This is a genomic window from Hydrogenophaga sp. SL48 (genome assembly GCF_021729865.1).
Classification (GTDB): Bacteria; Pseudomonadota; Gammaproteobacteria; order Burkholderiales; family Burkholderiaceae_C; genus Hydrogenophaga.
Map to the genome: position 1 here is coordinate 4,804,381 of NZ_CP063400.1, position 14,572 is coordinate 4,818,952.

A 14,572-nucleotide genomic window follows, 5' to 3' on the forward strand; every position below is an offset into this window, starting at 1 on the left:
CGGTCAGACCCGCTGGAACAGGGGGCTGCGCGTGGCGCCGGCATCGGCCGCCGAGAGGAACTTCTCGGTGTAGATGTCGCGCTCGAACAGGCGGCCCTGCATCAGGGTGCCGATGCAGGCTTCGATCATGGGCGGCGGGCCGCACAGGTAGGCCTTGAGGCCCGCGAAGCTGCCGCCGAAATGCGCCTTGACTGCGTCGTGCACGAAGCCGCGCGCGCCGGCCCAGACCGAGCCCTCCGGCTCGTTCGACAGCACCGGCACGTAGCTGAAATTCGGGTGCCGCTGTGCCAGCGCCTGAAACTGCTCGTGGTGGTACAGCTCCTCGCGCGAGCGCTGGCCATAGACCAGGGTGATCGGCAGCGTGCAGCCGTGTTCGAGCAGGTCCAGGATCATCGAGCGCGGGCTGGAGAGGCCCGAACCACCGGCCATGAAGACCATGGGCCGCTGGGCCGACTGGCGCACGAAGAAGCGGCCGTAGGGACCGGCCAGCCGCAGCCGGTCGCCGACCTGGAGCTGGTCGTGCAGCCAGCCGGTGCCGACGCCGCCGGGCACGCGGCGCACATGCAGTTCGATGGCGCTGCGGGCCTTCACATCGGACGGGGCGTTGGCGATGGAGAACGCGCGGCTTTCACCCAGCCCCGGGATCTCCAGCTGCACGTACTGTCCGGCCTGGAAGTGCAGGGGCTTGTCCAGCGCCAGGTGGATCGCCTTGATGGTCGGCGTGAGGTCGTCGATCTGCGTGACGGTGGCGGCGAAGTCCTTCACCGGGATGATCTCGGCGTCGGGTTCGTCGTCGATGTCGGCCTCGATGGTGGTGTCGCTCTGCAGCGTGCAGCAGCAGGCCAGCGTCTTGCCTTCCTCGCGCTCGAAGTCCATCAGCGCAAACGGGTTGGCCGCGCCGTGGTCCACCTCGCCGCCGCACACCTGCACCTTGCAGGAGCCGCACAGCCCGTGGCCGCAGGCGTGCGGCAGATAGATGCCTTGCCGCAGCGCCGCGTCGAGCACGGTCTGCCCTTCTTCGACCTCGATGGTCGCGCCCAGGGGTTCGATGGTGAGTTGGTAGCTCATCGCAGCGGCTTCAGCTGAAGGAACCTTGAATGCCGGTCAGGCCCGGCGTGCGGAAGCGGATCACGTCCTTGTGCTGCAGGCCGTTCTCGGCCAGCGACTTGGACGGGTCCGGTGTCCAGGGCTGGCCGGACTTGAACCACTGGACCGCGCTCCAGTCGATCTGGGCGAAGTCCGGGTGGTAACCATAGATGCCGGGCAGCACCGCCGTGCCGAGGGCCCCGAAGGGCGTTTCGGGTGGCAGCGGCAGGCAGAAGGGCGCGCAGAACATCAGGTGGTCTTCCCAGCCGATGTAGAGCAGGGGCGCGGGGAAGTTCTCGCGCACGTCCTTCATCGGGAAGTCATACGCCGCGCGGGCGGGGTTGGACACGACGCTCATTTCGCGGCTCCCGGTTCGGTGGTGGCGGCCACGGGCGCCGGGGGCGGGTCGCCGCGCCAGGCGGCAAAGTTCTTCTGGTCTTCCGAGCCTTCGAAGTCGAAGTTGTCGCGGCCCACGTTCACGTGGTAGTAGTCGAGCACGGCCATCAGCGGGTTGAAGCCTTCCGCGGTCGGGTCGGTGCCGGGCTTGAAGCAGTTGCCCTGGTAGATCTGGTGCACCGGCAGCCAGCTCTGCACGTACTTCTCTGGTTCGTGGTCGAAGATGCCCTTGCAGTGGTCCGAGCAGAAGTGGTACTTGTTGCCGAAGTAGTCGCTCTCGCGGTAGCAGATCTTGCTGGCGTCGCCTTCTTCGGTGAACAGCATCGGCACCTGGCAGGTGGTGCACAGCATGGGCAGCGTCATGTTGTAGAAGCGCTTGCCCTCGGCGGCCTGGTCGCGCCAGAACTCCCAGCGCGGGCGGTAGTACTTGTCAAAGGTCTCGGGGTACTTCTCGCTCAGCCAGTTCAGCTCCTCTTCCTTCGGCACCCAGGTGTGGAAGGGGGCGGCGCCGTTGTAGTTGTAGAAGGTGGCCCAGGCCTGGTGGCTGATGTGGTCCTTGCCTTCGCAGGCCTGCTTCCAGCCCGCGGGTTCGCGGATACCGTAGCGCGCCAGGTCGCGGAACAGGGCGCCGCCGTTCTCTTCGGCGTACATCTCCCAGGCCTCTTTCCAGCTCATCACGCGCTTGGGCAGCATGTAGTCCTGCATCATCGCCACGATGGTCAGCAGGCGGTAGCCGCGCCAGAACCACTTGTCGATCCAGCGCTGCACGATGGGCAGGTTGTCCGGGTCCTGCTCCAGGATGAACTTGATGCATTCGATGCCCAGCGTCATGTGGCGGCTCTCGTCGCTCTGGGCGCTGAAGCCGAAGGTCACGGTGGACATGTCGCCGTTGTGGGCCGCGCCGCTCATGAAGGGCACGAACAGCAGGTTGGTCAGCACGTACTCGAAGCTGAAGCTCACGGCCGTGAGGAACTCGAACGGGCCGCCGGTGCAGGCGTCTTCAAAGAAGCTCTTGGGTACCGAGAGGTACCACACGCGGTCGAACCAGTGGTTCGATTCGTGCATGCCGTTGAAGTACTTGTTGTAGTGGCTGATCGCGTGGGTTTCGGTCTGGTAGTGGCGCAGCTCGTCGATGCTCTGCATCTGCGCGGCGACCCGCGCGCCCTCGCCGGTGAACTGGCGGCCCACATGGGCGAAGCCGCGGTGCGCGTAGTACTCCAGCGGCGTCACGCCCTGGATGAAGAGCTTCAGCGCGTTGATGTAGCGCGCGTCGGTCACGCCGAGCTGGCCGTTGTTCTGCGCGAAGGCCTCGATCACCGCGTAGAGCTTTTTCTCTTTCTCACCCTGGTACTTCCAGTAGGCGTCCATGGTCAGGCGGAACGGGTCCTGCCACTTGTCCCAGTCGTGGATCTTGATGCCCTCGTACTTGTCGTGCGGGAAGACCTTGTCCATCGGCTGGTAGCTGGTCTCCCAGCCCAGGCCGCGCGTCATGGCGGCGTAGCGCTCTTTCAGGCCCAGCTTCTTTTTCTCAACTCTTGTGTCCATGCTTGTCTCCTTGATCGGGTCAGTGGGTACAGGTGATGCAGTCGGCGCGGGTGGCTTCACCCAGTGCACCCGAGGAACCGGCTTCGCCGGGCCTCAGGGTGCGTCCCCCTCCCGTCGAAGGCGAGAGAGGGGGAAGACGCGAAGCGGCGCAGGGGGTGCCTAATGTTTCCAGCTCAGGGTGAGCTGGTCGTCGTCTTCGTCGATGTGGCCCGAGAGCGTCACGAGGTTGACGTGGATCTGCTGCAGGTCGAAGGCGCGGCCGATCAGGCCCTCGATGGTTTCGCGGCGGATCGTCAGGCTGTTCGGTGCGTTGACCTTCACCAGGCCGGTCGGGTGGCTGAGCACCGCGTGCGGGTTGTCGGCCACGATGGCGTCGATGACCGGGCGGGACTCTTCGTTGGCCTGGAAGGCGATGAACACGTCGGACATGGGGTGTGTCTCCGGGGTGGGGGGTCAGGCCTTCAGACCGGCCTTGTCGAGGCGGGTCTGCAGCTGTTCGCGAGCTTCGGTGAGCGCCGCTTCGCCGGGTTCGCCCAGGGCGAGGCGGGCGATCGGCGACAGGGCGGCCTGGGCGCGGTCCGCCCACTGGCTGGCCCAGCCGCGCAGCAGGTCGCGGTTGGCGTCGGACTCGGCGCCGGCGGCCTTGACCACGGCGTCGATCCAGCGCGCGCTCTCGGCGTGCCACTCGGGCATGAAGCTCGTCAGCATGGCCACGGCCGTGCCGCCCTGCAGGGCCACGTGGTCGTCGACGAAGCTGCCGTAGACCAGCGGGTAGAGCAGACCGTCGATGGCGAGGTTCTGTGCGACGAACAGCTCGAACGGGTCTTCGATCACCAGCGTGTCTTCGACCAGGCGGCGCAGGCCCTGCCACTCGGGTGCTTCCATCCAGCGCTGCTTGCCGTCGTCCAGCGTCTGGGCGTCGCCCATGGCCAGGCCGAGGCGGGTCAGGTACTGGGCCACACCCAGGTTGTCCATGGCGTGGAACATGGCCGGGGCGGTGAAGGCCGTGCCGTAGCCGTAGGCGCAGATCGCGGCATTGTTCATGTTGGCGCCCCAGGCCGCGTGGCGCAACGGCATGAGGATCTCCAGCGTCTTGTCGCGCAGCGCGTCGGACATCAGGGACAACATGCCGCGCTGTTCGACGAACTGGAAGTTCGACTCCATCGCGTCCTGCTGCTTGGCGCGGGTCATGGTCCAGGTCGCGTAATAGAACTGGCGCGGGTCCTTGAGCACGTACCAGTCGGCCAGCACGATCCGGCTGCGGCGCTTGTCGAACAGCTCGAAGGCCGGGTCCCAGGTCGGGCGGTAGTGGAAGTTCGCCATCGGCTGCGCGCCGAAGGTGGCCTCCTGGTAGCGCGAGGCCACCTTGTCGCCGCCGATCTGGCGCGCGACGTGGGAGTAGGTGTGGCGCAGCGGGGTGATCTCGCGCGCCTGCAGGTCGATGTTCATCGGGGCTGGTCTCCTGTCGTGGTGTTGTCGGGGGAAGGGGCGTCGCGCCAGATCACCTCGTGGCGGGCGCAGAAATCGTCGAACGCGGCGGCCGGCAGCATCAGCTCCACCGCCAGCTCGGGCCAGCCGATGGAAAACTCGAAGCTCACCAGGCCGTCGGCCCGGCGCTCCAGCAGGCGCACGTACTTGAGGCGCACGTCGACCCGCTGGGTCGGCTCGGAAGAAAGGGGGGTGTCGGTGGTCATGGGCGTTCGGGGCTGGGTCGCTGCTCTCTTGCACGGGGTGTGCCTGATCGGGCGTGTCGGTGCAAAAATCTCGATATTTAAGGGATAACCCCTAAGTTTTTCACCCCAAACGGGCACCGGTGGACGGCGTTTAAGGGGAAACCCGAACCCGGTTTTCAACGGAATCGGCTCATCAAATTGTCAAAAGTCACGAAATCAGAGAGGGTTCGGCGGGCGGTTTGATCAATTGATGAAAATGAACCGCTGCCAGCCCGGGCTTGTTCAAAAGCAGCCCGTCCCCCAAAATATCGAGAATCCAGGTGCCCACACCCGGATCACCAGGAGACCCCGTGGAACCGCACCTGCATTACCCGCCCGCCGCCGACCTGCGCCGGCTGCTGCGCTTCGAGCCCCAGAGCGGGGCCATCTGGCTCGGCGAGCGGCGCATGGTGCTGCTGCACACGGCGGCGCTCAGTGCCCTGCGGCGCGACCTGATCACCTCGGTCGGCACCGAGCACACCCGTCGCCTGCTGACCCGCATGGGTTACGCCAGCGGCACGCACGACGCCGGCTTCGCCAGCAAGACCCGCGGCGACCGCAGCCTGGAGGAGATGTTCCTGGTCGGGCCGCAACTGCACATGCTGGAGGGCGCGGCGCGCGTGACGCCGCTGCACCTCAAGATGGACGCGGCCACCGGGCAGTTCGAGGGCGAGTTCCGCTGGGACGACTCCTGGGAGGCGCACGCCCACCGCCTCGCCTACGGCGTGGTGGACGAGCCGGCCTGCTGGATCCTGCTGGGTTACGCCAGCGGCTACACCAGCGCCTTCATGGGCAAGCTGATCCTGTTCAAGGAAACCCGTTGCGGCGCCTGCGGGGACGACCACTGCCACATCGTCGGCAAGCCGATCGACGACTGGCCCGACGGCGATGCCTACCGCCCGTACTTCGAAGAACACTCGCTGCTGGACAAGATGGACGCGCTGAGCCAGCAGGTCGAGGCGCTCAAGACCACGCTGGAGCCCGCCACCTCGGGCGGCATGCTGATCGGCAACTCGCCCGCGTTCCAGCACGCGCACGACCTGATGAAACGCGCCGCGCGCACCCAGGTCACGGTGCTGCTGACGGGCGAGACCGGCGTGGGCAAGGAGCGTTTCGCGCGCGCCCTGCACGAGCACTCCGACCGCGCGGGCGGCCCGTTTGTTGCGGTCAACTGCGCGGCGCTGCCGGCCGAGCTGATCGAGGCCGAGCTGTTCGGCGTGGAGAAAGGCGCCTACACCGGGGCGCACGCGGCGCGCGCCGGGCGCTTCGAGCGCGCCGATGGCGGCACGCTGTTCCTCGACGAGGTGGGCGACCTGCCGCTGCCGGCACAGGCCAAGCTGCTGCGTGTGCTGCAGGACAGCGAGATCGAGCGTCTGGGCGCGGAGAGCCCGCGCAAGGTGAACGTGCGCATGGTGACGGCGACCAACGTCAACCTCGACGAGGCGGTGGCGCAGGGGCGCTTCCGCCGCGACCTGCTGTACCGGCTCAACGTCTACCCGATCCGCATCCCGCCGCTGCGCGAGCGCAGCACCGACATCGAGCCGCTCGCGCGCCACCTGCTCGCGCGCTTCACCGCGCTGCACAACAAGCGCCTGGGCGGCATCGGCGAGCGCGCCCTGCAGGCGTTGATGCACCACGACTGGCCGGGCAACGTGCGCGAGCTGGAAAACCTGGTCGAGCGCGGCGTGATCCTGGCGGCACAGGGCGGCTCGGTGGAGCTGGAGCACCTGTTCCCCAACCAGCCGCAGGACCGCCACGAAGGCGTCGACCCGCAGGGCCGGCTGGCCCGCATCGTGCCGGCCGACCACGACGCGCTCTGCGCGCGCATCGTCGACAGCGGCGTGCCGATCGAGCAGCTGGAGGCGCAGGTGCTGGCGCTGGCGGTCGAGCGCTGCGGGGGCAACCTCTCGGGCGCCTCGCGGCTGCTCGGCCTGACGCGCCCGCAGCTGGCCTACCGGCTCAAGCGGCAGCAGACCGACGAGCCCGCCGACTGATGCGGGGCCGCTTTCAAACGCATGACCGCGTGGGTTCGCCTTGTCCTGCGCTTGAAATCGAACCCGCGTGAAACTTGCCCAAGGGAAAAAGAACATGTTGCCCACCCAGACCTTCACCGACCACCTGCTGCGCCCGGAGGGCGACGCGCCGCGCACCCTGTCCGAGCGGGCCTACCTCGATGTGCGCCAGGACATCGTGTGTGGCCGCCTCGCGCCCGGCGAGCGGCTGCGCGTGGAGCACCTGAAAGACCGCTACGCCGTGGGCGCGGGCACGCTGCGCGAGGCGCTGGCGCTGCTGGTGTCGGACGCGCTGGTCACGGTCGAAGGCCAGCGCGGTTACCGCGTGGCCGAGATCTCGCTGGCCGACCTGAAGGACCTGACCGACACCCGCGTGATGCTGGAGACGGAAGCGCTGCGACAGTCCATCCGCCTCGGCGACGCGGCGTGGGAGGCCGGGCTCACCCAGGCCTTTGAGGCCCTCACCGAGGCCGAGCAGCGGGCCGGCGGCCTGGAGCCGCAGCGCTGGGAGATGGCCAACAAACGCTTCCACGAGGCCCTGATTGCGGCGCACCGCTCGCCCTGGAGCAAACACCTGCTCGGCGTGCTGTACCGCCATGGCGAGCGCTACCGCCATGTCGCGATCCGCATGGGCGCGACACAGATGGTTCACCGCGACGTGCACGACGAGCACACCAGCATCTACACCGCCGCCCTCGCGCGCCAGGAGGCGCGTGCCGCGCTGGCGCTGGAGGCGCACATCCGCCTGACCTGCGACATCCTGATGCGGCACGCCGCCAGCCGACCGGCGGCCGAGCGGCGCGAAGGGGCCGAGCTCGGCCTGCCGGCCTGAAGGCGCACGGCGGGAAAGCCCGGTGGACGGGGTGCACCGCGCCCACCAGAATGGGCCCATGTCACCCATCTGGGACCTGCCCGACCCCCACGCCGACGCGGCGCTGCCGTCGCGCGCGGTCGCGGCCCTGCTCGACGTGGCCCTCTCGCCGTCCAGCGCCGACGCCCTGCTGCGGGCGGTGCAGACCGTGGTGCCGGTGGACTACCTCTCGCTGGTGCGCTTGCGCAGCGACCGGCCCGAGCTGGTGGAGGGCAGCGCCTCGCGCCCGCAGGAGCGCGCGGTGGTGGCCCAGTGCTTCGGCATCTACCGGCGCCACTACTACCGGCGCGACGCCATCCTGCCCCTGGCGCACCAGCTCACGGGCCGCCCCGGGCGCGAGGGCGTGGCCCTGCATTGCCGGGCCGATCAGCTGCCCGACGCCGGCTGGCGCGCCGACATCTACGAGCGCGAGCGGCTGACCGACCGTTTCACCCTGATGCACGTGCCCGCGCCGGGCCAGGTGCAGGTCATCCACCTCTACCGCGACGAGCGCCAGGGCCGCTTCCTGCCGCAGGAGGTCGAGCGCCTGCTGGGCCTCGCGCCCCTGCTGCGCCAGGCGCACGCGGCCGCGTGGCGCACCGGGGCCGCGCTGGCGGACCGCGCGTGCCGTGTGGAAGACGGTGAGCGGCGCCTGCAGCGCCTGGCCCCGTCGCTCTCGGCGCGTGAGCGTGCGGTGTGCGCGCGCATCGCGCTCGGCCTGAGCGCCGACGGCATCGCGGCCGACCTTGATGTGGCGCCGTCCACCGTGATCACCCTGCGCAAACGCGCCTACCTGAAGCTGGCGGACGCGGGCCTGCCGTCGCAGCGCCTGGGGCTGGCCCGCCTGCTGAACTGACGCCCGCCCCGGGGCCGGGCAGGGGGTGCCAAAGCCCCTGTCTGTCCCCCTCGAAGGGGACATCGGGGGGGCGACCCGCGCCTAGCATGGGCAGCACAACAAGGTTCACAGGAGACACCGCATGTGGCTGCGCAACTGCTGGTACGTCATCGCCTGGGGGCACGAGATCCCCGCCGCCGACGCCCCTCAACTCTTCACCCGCACCGTGCTCGGCGAGCCGGTGCTGGTCTACCGCCAGGCCGACGGCGGGCTGGTGGCGCTGGAAGACCGCTGCTGCCACCGCCACGCGCCGCTGTCGATCGGCCGGCGCGAGGGCGACTGTGTGCGCTGCGGCTACCACGGCCTGAAGTTCGAGCCCTCGGGCCGCTGCATCGAGATCCCGGGCCTGGACATGGTGCCGCACAAGGCCTGCGTGCGCGCCTACCCGGTGGTGCAGCAGCACAACTGGGTCTTCGTGTGGATGGGCGATCCGGCGCTGGCCGACACCGCGCTGCTGCCCGACAACTTCTCGTGCGAACACCCGGACTGGAAACACCGGCCGGGTTACCTGCACTACGACACGCCCTACCTGCTGATCTGCGACAACCTGCTCGATTTTTCGCACCTGAGCTACGTGCACGAGAAGAGCCTGGGCGGCTCCACCCGCATCGCGCAGTCGCGGCCCACCATCGAGCCGGTGCCCGGCGCCACGCCCGACTGGCCGCAGATGGGCATCAAGGTGTCGCGGCACGTGAACGACGTGCCGCCGCCGCCGTTCTACCAGCGCTTCCGCCGCTTCGACACGAACCTCGACCGCTGGTTCGTCTACGAGTTCCTGCTGCCCGCCACGCTGCTCATGCACTCGGGCGGGCGGCCCACCGGCGCTGCGCCCGACGCGCCCGGGCCCTCGGTGCGGTTGCACAGCTGCCAGACGCTCACGCCCGAAACCGAGACCACGACGCACTACTTCTTCCAGCAGTCGCACCCGGTGAACGAGGGCGACGACACCGTGACCGAGAGCATCTACAACAGCCTGCTCGGCGCCTTCAACGAAGACCGCGACATGATCACCGCGCAGCACCACAACATCGCGCTGGACCCGAACCGGCCCATGCTGCCGCTGGCCATGGACGCGGCGCTGTTGCAGTTCCGCCGGCTGCTGGAGGGCCGCGTGGCCGCCGAGCGCGAGACCACGGCGAGCGTCACGCGCTGAGCCTTCCCTTTCCGTTCACCCACCCACGACCACGCACCGGAGACACCATGAAAAAGACCTTGCTTCGCTTCGCTCCCCTCGCTGCGGCCTGCCTCGCGGCCGGCGCCGCCCAGGCCCAGACCGTGCTGCAGGTCTCGACCTGGCTGCCGCCCACCCACGGCGCCACCGTGGCGCAGAACCAGTGGTGCGAGGCGGTGGAAAAGGGCACCAGCGGCAGCGTCAAGTGCAACCTGCTGCCCAAGGCCGTGAGCGCGCCGCCCGGCACCTTCGACGCCGTGCGCGACGGCCTGGCCGACGTGTCGTTCACCGTGGACGGCTACACGCCGGGTCGCTTCGTGTTCACGCAGGTGGCCGAGTTCCCGTTTCTGGGCGACTCGTCCACCGCCACCTCGGTGGCCTACCAGCGCATCTACGACAGGTACTTCGCGCCGCTGGGCGAGCACCGCGGCGTGAAGGTGCTGGCGGTGTTCACGCACGGGCCGGGCATCATCTTCACCGTCAAGCAGCCGGTGACCAGCGCCGCCGACGCGGGCAAGCTCAAGTTCCGCATCGGCGGCGGCAACATCAACGAGCTGTCCAAGCTGATGGGCTGGAACACCACGCTCAAGCCCGCCACCGATTCGTTCGAGCTGCTGTCCACCGGCGTGATGGACGGCACCTTCTTCCCCGACGAATCGCTGCAGTCCATGCGCCTGCAGATGGTGAAGCACGCCACCACCTTCCCCGGTGGCCTCTACAACACCAGCTTCGTCTTCATGATGAACCCGGCGAAGTACAACGGCCTCAAGCCGGAAGAGCGTGCGGTGATCGACAAGGTGTCGGGCGAGGCCGCCACACGCCTGTTCGCGGCCGGCTGGGACCGCACCGACGCGGCCTCGCGCGACATCCAGAAGCAGACCGGTGTGCAGCGCCAGATGGCCAACGAGGCCTTCGTGAACGACGTCAAGGCCAAGCAGGCGGCGCTGGAGGACCGCTGGGTGGCGGCGGCGGAAGGGCGTGGGTTGAAGAACGCGCGGGCGGTGCTGGCGGAGTTCAGGGCGGAGACGCAGAAGCTGAAGTGATGTTGTGTTTCATCAAGGGCCTGGTACGCCTAAAGTGGCGCGCATGGACCTCGCGCAGGCCAATGGTGGCGTCCCCGTTCTCCGGCCCACGCTCGCCGTCGGCTGTTTTTGGGGTGCAGCCGTTGCCGCGTCAACACCCGCCTGGCGAGCTTGCTCTGAGGCAACGGCGAATGGGGCCTGCGCCCGGGGCCACCACCATCGACCTGAATGGCGTGCGGGTGTTCCTGCAGGAACGCACGGGTGCCTCTGGGGTGGGAGGTTCGGGTGGGCGGGCGCAGTCCCCATTCGCGGTGGCCCTTCCGCCCGTGCGCTACAGCGGTGTTGATGAGGCTCTGGTAGCTTGCCCAGGCAGACGCCCGCGAGCGTGGGACGGAGAACGCATGCCCGGACCTCCTGCCCTTGCCCAGCCGTCACAGGCGCCGAAGGTCGGGTGGCGGGTGCCCCTCCGTCCTTCGAGGCAAGAACCGGGTCAACCCGCCAGCGTGGGGAACAGCTTCACCAGCCCCGCCGCCATCACCTCGACCGCCAGCGCCGCCAGGATCAGGCCCATCAGCCGGGTCATCACGTTGATGCCGGTCTGGCCCATCAGGCGGGCGATGGGCTTGGCGAGCGAGAAACACACGGCGGTGGCCAGCGCGATCACCACGCCGTAGCCGACCAGCGCGGCGTGCTGGAAAAAGGTCTTGGCCTGGTCCGCGTAGATCACCACCGTGGACATGGTGGCCGGGCCGGTGAGCAGCGGGATGGTGAGCGGCACCACGGCGATCGAGGCCCGCGCCGAGGCGTCGTCCACCTCGCCCTGCGTGGTCTTGGCTTCGGCCGGTTGCGCGTTCAGCATCGACAGCGCCGAGGTCAGCAGCAGCATGCCGCCGCCGACCTGGAAGCTGGCCAGCGAGATGCTGAAGAACTCCAGGATCTGCAGGCCGATGATGGCGCAGGTGGCGATCACGGCGAACGCGCTGATCGACGAGATCAGGATGGTGCGTCGGCGCTGGGCCGAGGTGAAACCCTGTGTGTAGTGGATGAAGAAGGGCACGATCGCCAGCGGGTTGACGATGGCGAGCAGGGTGATGAGGGGCTTGAAATCCATGGCCGGCATTGTGGGGCACCCGACCCCTGTGCGCGCAGCATCAGCGGAAATCAGGCGGCATTCATGCGCCGTTTGAAGTGGCTGGCGCGCGTCTTCTGAACATCCCGTAGCCCTCCATGTGCAAGACCTTGTCGCCATGCTGGTTGAACATTTCCCAGATGGTGCGCACCAGGCCCACGTCGGGCCGTTTGCTCATGGCGCGCTTTTCGGTGATGGTGTGCTGCAGCCGCAGCACGTCGCCGGGGTAGACCGGCTTGGTCCACTTCAGGCTCTCCAGCCCGGGCGAGCCGAGGCTGGAGGTTTCGCAGAGGAAGTTCGTCACCATCAACCGCATCGCCATCGCGCAGGTGTGCCAGCCGCTGGCGCTCAAGGCGCCGAACACCGAGGCTTGGCCGCCTTCTTCGCTCAGGTGAAAAGGCTGCGGGTCGAACTGGCTGGCGAAGGCGATGATTTCTTCCTTCGTCGGCGAGAGGCTGCCCAGGTCACGCACCTGACCGATCTCCAGGTCTTCCCACCAGATCCTGATGTGCGGGCTTTGTTCGGGAGTGGTGGCGGTCATGTGGGTGATCTCATCATCTTCCGCCGGACACGTCCAGCAGGCTCATCGTCGTGTAACTCGCCGCGTCCGACAGCAGCCACACGATGGCCTGCGCCACCTCGTGTGCCGTGCCGCCGCGCTGCATCGGCACCTGGTGCTTGAGGTCGTTCACGCGGTGGGGCAGGCCGCCCGAAGCGTGGATCTCGGTTTCGATCAGGCCCGGGCGCACTGCGTTGACGCGCACGCCTTCGGCCGCCACCTCCTTGGCCAGCCCGATGGTGAAGGCGTCGATGGCGCCCTTGGCCGCCGCGTAGTCCACGTACTGGCCGGGTGAGCCCAGGCGCGAGGCCGCGCTGGACACGTTGACGATGGAGCCGCCTTCGCCGCCGTGCCGCGTGCTCATGCGGCGCACCGCCTCGCGCGCGCAGAGCATGCTGCCGATCACGTTGATGTCGAACATGCGCTTCCAGCGCGCCACGCTCATCTCGTCGATCCGCGCGGTCACGTCCACCACGCCCGCGTTGTTCACCAGACCGGTGAGCCGCCCGAGCTGGGTGTCCACCGCCTCGAACATGCGCAGCACCTGCGCCTCGTCGGCCACGTCGGCCTGCACGGCGATCGCGTTGCCGCCGCTGGCGCGGATGCCGCGCACGACCTCGTCGGCCGCGAGCGAATGGGCGGTGTAGTTCACCGCCACGGCCCAGCCCTGCTGCGCGGCGAGCAACGCGGTGGCCGCGCCGATGCCCCGGCTGCCGCCGGTGACCAGCAGCACCCCCGGCGCATGGGATGTGTCTTGTTGATTCATGTCCTGTCTCCTGCAAGAAGCGCCCGCATGGCGTACAACACGGGCTGTTTCAAAGTCCATTACAACAGCGCCAGGAGACCGCCATGCGTCGCACAGTCGACTATTACTTTGCCCCGCAGAGCCCGTGGACCTACCTCGGGCACGCGCGTTTCACCGACCTGCTGCAGCGCAGCGACACCGCCGTCCGCGTGCGCCCGGTGGACTTCGGCCAGGTCTTTTCGGTCTCCGGTGGCCTGCCTTTGCCCAAGCGCGCCCCGCAGCGCCAGGCCTACCGGCTGGTGGAGCTGCGCCGTTTCAGCGAAGCGCTGGGCGTGCCGCTCAACCCCCAGCCGCGTTTCTTCCCGGTGGCGGGCGATCCCGCCGGCTGGCTGATCACCGCCATCGCGCAACACGACGGCGATGCCGCCGCGATGCGCCTGACCGGCGCCGTGGGCCGCGCCCTGTGGGCGCAGGAACGCGACATCGCCAGTCCCGACGTGCTCGCAGAACTGCTGAGCGAGTGCGGCCTCGACGCTCAGCGCCTGGCGCAGTCGCAGCAGGACGACGTGAAGGGTTTGTACGCCCAACACACCGAAGAGGCCATCGCGGCCGGTGTGTTCGGTGCGCCCAGCTACGTGATCGACGGCGAGATTTTCTGGGGCCAGGACCGGCTGGACTTTGTCGAGCGCCGTCTGCTGGCCTGACCCCGCAACTTTTTTTCACCACACAGGAGACATGCCCATGGGTCAGTTCGTGAACCTCACCGCCGCCGACGGCTTCGTTTTTCCGGCTTACGTGGCCTCACCCAGCGGGGCGCCGAAAGGCGGGCTGGTCGTGCTGCAGGAGATCTTCGGCGTCAACAGCCACATCCGCGCGGTGGCCGACGGTTACGCGGCCGACGGCTACTTCGTCGTGGCGCCGAGCACCTTCCACCGTGTCCAGGCGGGCGTGGAGCTCGGCTACACCGAGGCCGACATGGGCTCGGGCATGGCGCTCAAGACCGCCGTGGAGGCCCTGCCCGCACCGGGGGTGCTGGCCGACATCCAGGCCGCCGTGAACCACGCCGCGCAAGGTGGAAAAGTCGGCATCCTGGGTTACTGCTGGGGTGGCCTGCTCACCTGGCGCGCGGCCTGCATGCTGAACGGCCTGACGGCCGCGGCGCCTTTCTATGGCGGCGGCATGACCACCGAGGCCGAAGCCGCGCGAGAGCCGAAGGTGCCGGTGATGGCCCACTTCGCCGAGCAGGACCACTGGATTCCGCTCGACGGCGTGCAGGCGTTCCAAGAGAAGCACCCCGCGGTGACCGTGCACCTGTACCCGGCCCACCACGGCTTCAACTGCGACCAGCGCGGCAGCTGGGACGCGCCGTCCGCGAAGCTGGCGCGGGAGCGCACGCTGGCCTTCTTCGCCCAGCACCTGGGCTGACGGCCATGGGCAGCGGGGCACGCCT

16 protein-coding genes are annotated in these 14,572 nt (G+C 68.5%); 7 read left to right on the forward strand and 9 right to left on the reverse strand.

Annotation, left to right across the window (positions count from 1 at the left end; all coding sequences use genetic code 11):
* Positions 1–3: 3 nt before the first annotated feature.
* The 6 genes from IM738_RS22815 to IM738_RS22840 all read right to left on the reverse strand — a co-directional run bounded on the left by IM738_RS22815 (position 4) and on the right by IM738_RS22840 (position 4,721).
* Positions 4–1,068 carry an NADH:ubiquinone reductase (Na(+)-transporting) subunit F gene (locus IM738_RS22815; RefSeq protein WP_236963318.1) on the reverse strand — a complete coding sequence of 355 codons (1,065 nt, stop codon included), beginning with the start codon at positions 1,066–1,068 and terminating at the stop codon, positions 4–6.
* A gap of 10 nt (positions 1,069–1,078) precedes the next feature.
* Complete coding sequence (locus IM738_RS22820; protein ID WP_236963319.1) at positions 1,079–1,444, reverse strand: phenol hydroxylase subunit P4; 366 nt, start codon at positions 1,442–1,444, stop codon at positions 1,079–1,081.
* A complete protein-coding gene (locus IM738_RS22825; RefSeq protein WP_236963320.1) occupies positions 1,441–3,027 on the reverse strand; it encodes an aromatic/alkene/methane monooxygenase hydroxylase/oxygenase subunit alpha in 1,587 nt (528 codons plus the stop codon). Before IM738_RS22825 ends, IM738_RS22820 begins: the two co-directional genes overlap by 4 nt.
* A 159-nt stretch (positions 3,028–3,186) precedes the next feature.
* Positions 3,187–3,456: an MmoB/DmpM family protein gene (locus IM738_RS22830; RefSeq protein ID WP_236963321.1), complete on the reverse strand. Its 270-nt coding sequence runs from the start codon at positions 3,454–3,456 to the stop codon at positions 3,187–3,189.
* A 24-nt stretch (positions 3,457–3,480) separates the two neighbouring features.
* Entirely contained in the window at positions 3,481–4,476 is a 996-nt protein-coding gene (locus tag IM738_RS22835; RefSeq protein ID WP_236963322.1) for an aromatic/alkene monooxygenase hydroxylase subunit beta, read from the reverse strand.
* Positions 4,473–4,721 carry a phenol hydroxylase subunit gene (locus IM738_RS22840; RefSeq protein WP_236963323.1) on the reverse strand — a complete coding sequence of 83 codons (249 nt, stop codon included), beginning with the start codon at positions 4,719–4,721 and terminating at the stop codon, positions 4,473–4,475. The genes IM738_RS22835 and IM738_RS22840 overlap by 4 nt, the downstream gene beginning before the upstream one ends.
* A 329-nt stretch (positions 4,722–5,050) precedes the next feature.
* Between IM738_RS22840 and IM738_RS22845 the strand changes: the two genes are divergently transcribed.
* From IM738_RS22845 to IM738_RS22865, 5 genes are all read left to right on the forward strand, one after another.
* Positions 5,051–6,733 (forward strand): sigma-54-dependent Fis family transcriptional regulator, encoded by a 1,683-nt coding sequence (locus tag IM738_RS22845; protein ID WP_236963324.1) that lies wholly within the window; start codon positions 5,051–5,053, stop codon positions 6,731–6,733.
* A 94-nt stretch (positions 6,734–6,827) separates the two neighbouring features.
* Positions 6,828–7,583: a GntR family transcriptional regulator gene (locus IM738_RS22850; RefSeq protein ID WP_236963325.1), complete on the forward strand. Its 756-nt coding sequence runs from the start codon at positions 6,828–6,830 to the stop codon at positions 7,581–7,583.
* 58 nt (positions 7,584–7,641) lie between these two features.
* Positions 7,642–8,457 (forward strand): helix-turn-helix transcriptional regulator, encoded by an 816-nt coding sequence (locus tag IM738_RS25960; RefSeq protein WP_272907715.1) that lies wholly within the window; start codon positions 7,642–7,644, stop codon positions 8,455–8,457.
* A 121-nt stretch (positions 8,458–8,578) separates the two neighbouring features.
* A complete protein-coding gene (locus tag IM738_RS22860; protein ID WP_236963326.1) occupies positions 8,579–9,649 on the forward strand; it encodes an aromatic ring-hydroxylating dioxygenase subunit alpha in 1,071 nt (356 codons plus the stop codon).
* A gap of 47 nt (positions 9,650–9,696) precedes the next feature.
* Entirely contained in the window at positions 9,697–10,710 is a 1,014-nt protein-coding gene (locus IM738_RS22865) for a TRAP transporter substrate-binding protein (protein WP_236963327.1), read from the forward strand.
* 469 nt (positions 10,711–11,179) lie between these two features.
* Here IM738_RS22865 and IM738_RS22870 read toward each other — a convergent pair whose 3' ends face one another.
* From IM738_RS22870 to IM738_RS22880, 3 genes are all read right to left on the reverse strand, one after another.
* Positions 11,180–11,800 (reverse strand): MarC family protein, encoded by a 621-nt coding sequence (locus IM738_RS22870; RefSeq protein WP_236963328.1) that lies wholly within the window; start codon positions 11,798–11,800, stop codon positions 11,180–11,182.
* A gap of 61 nt (positions 11,801–11,861) precedes the next feature.
* Complete coding sequence (locus IM738_RS22875; protein WP_236963329.1) at positions 11,862–12,359, reverse strand: MaoC family dehydratase; 498 nt, start codon at positions 12,357–12,359, stop codon at positions 11,862–11,864.
* Positions 12,360–12,372: 13 nt separating this feature from the next.
* Positions 12,373–13,143 (reverse strand): SDR family oxidoreductase, encoded by a 771-nt coding sequence (locus IM738_RS22880; RefSeq protein WP_236963330.1) that lies wholly within the window; start codon positions 13,141–13,143, stop codon positions 12,373–12,375.
* 83 nt (positions 13,144–13,226) lie between these two features.
* Between IM738_RS22880 and IM738_RS22885 the strand changes: the two genes are divergently transcribed.
* A complete protein-coding gene (locus tag IM738_RS22885; RefSeq protein WP_236963331.1) occupies positions 13,227–13,826 on the forward strand; it encodes a 2-hydroxychromene-2-carboxylate isomerase in 600 nt (199 codons plus the stop codon).
* A gap of 37 nt (positions 13,827–13,863) precedes the next feature.
* Positions 13,864–14,547 (forward strand): dienelactone hydrolase family protein, encoded by a 684-nt coding sequence (locus IM738_RS22890; protein WP_236963332.1) that lies wholly within the window; start codon positions 13,864–13,866, stop codon positions 14,545–14,547.
* Positions 14,548–14,572 lie beyond the last annotated feature (25 nt).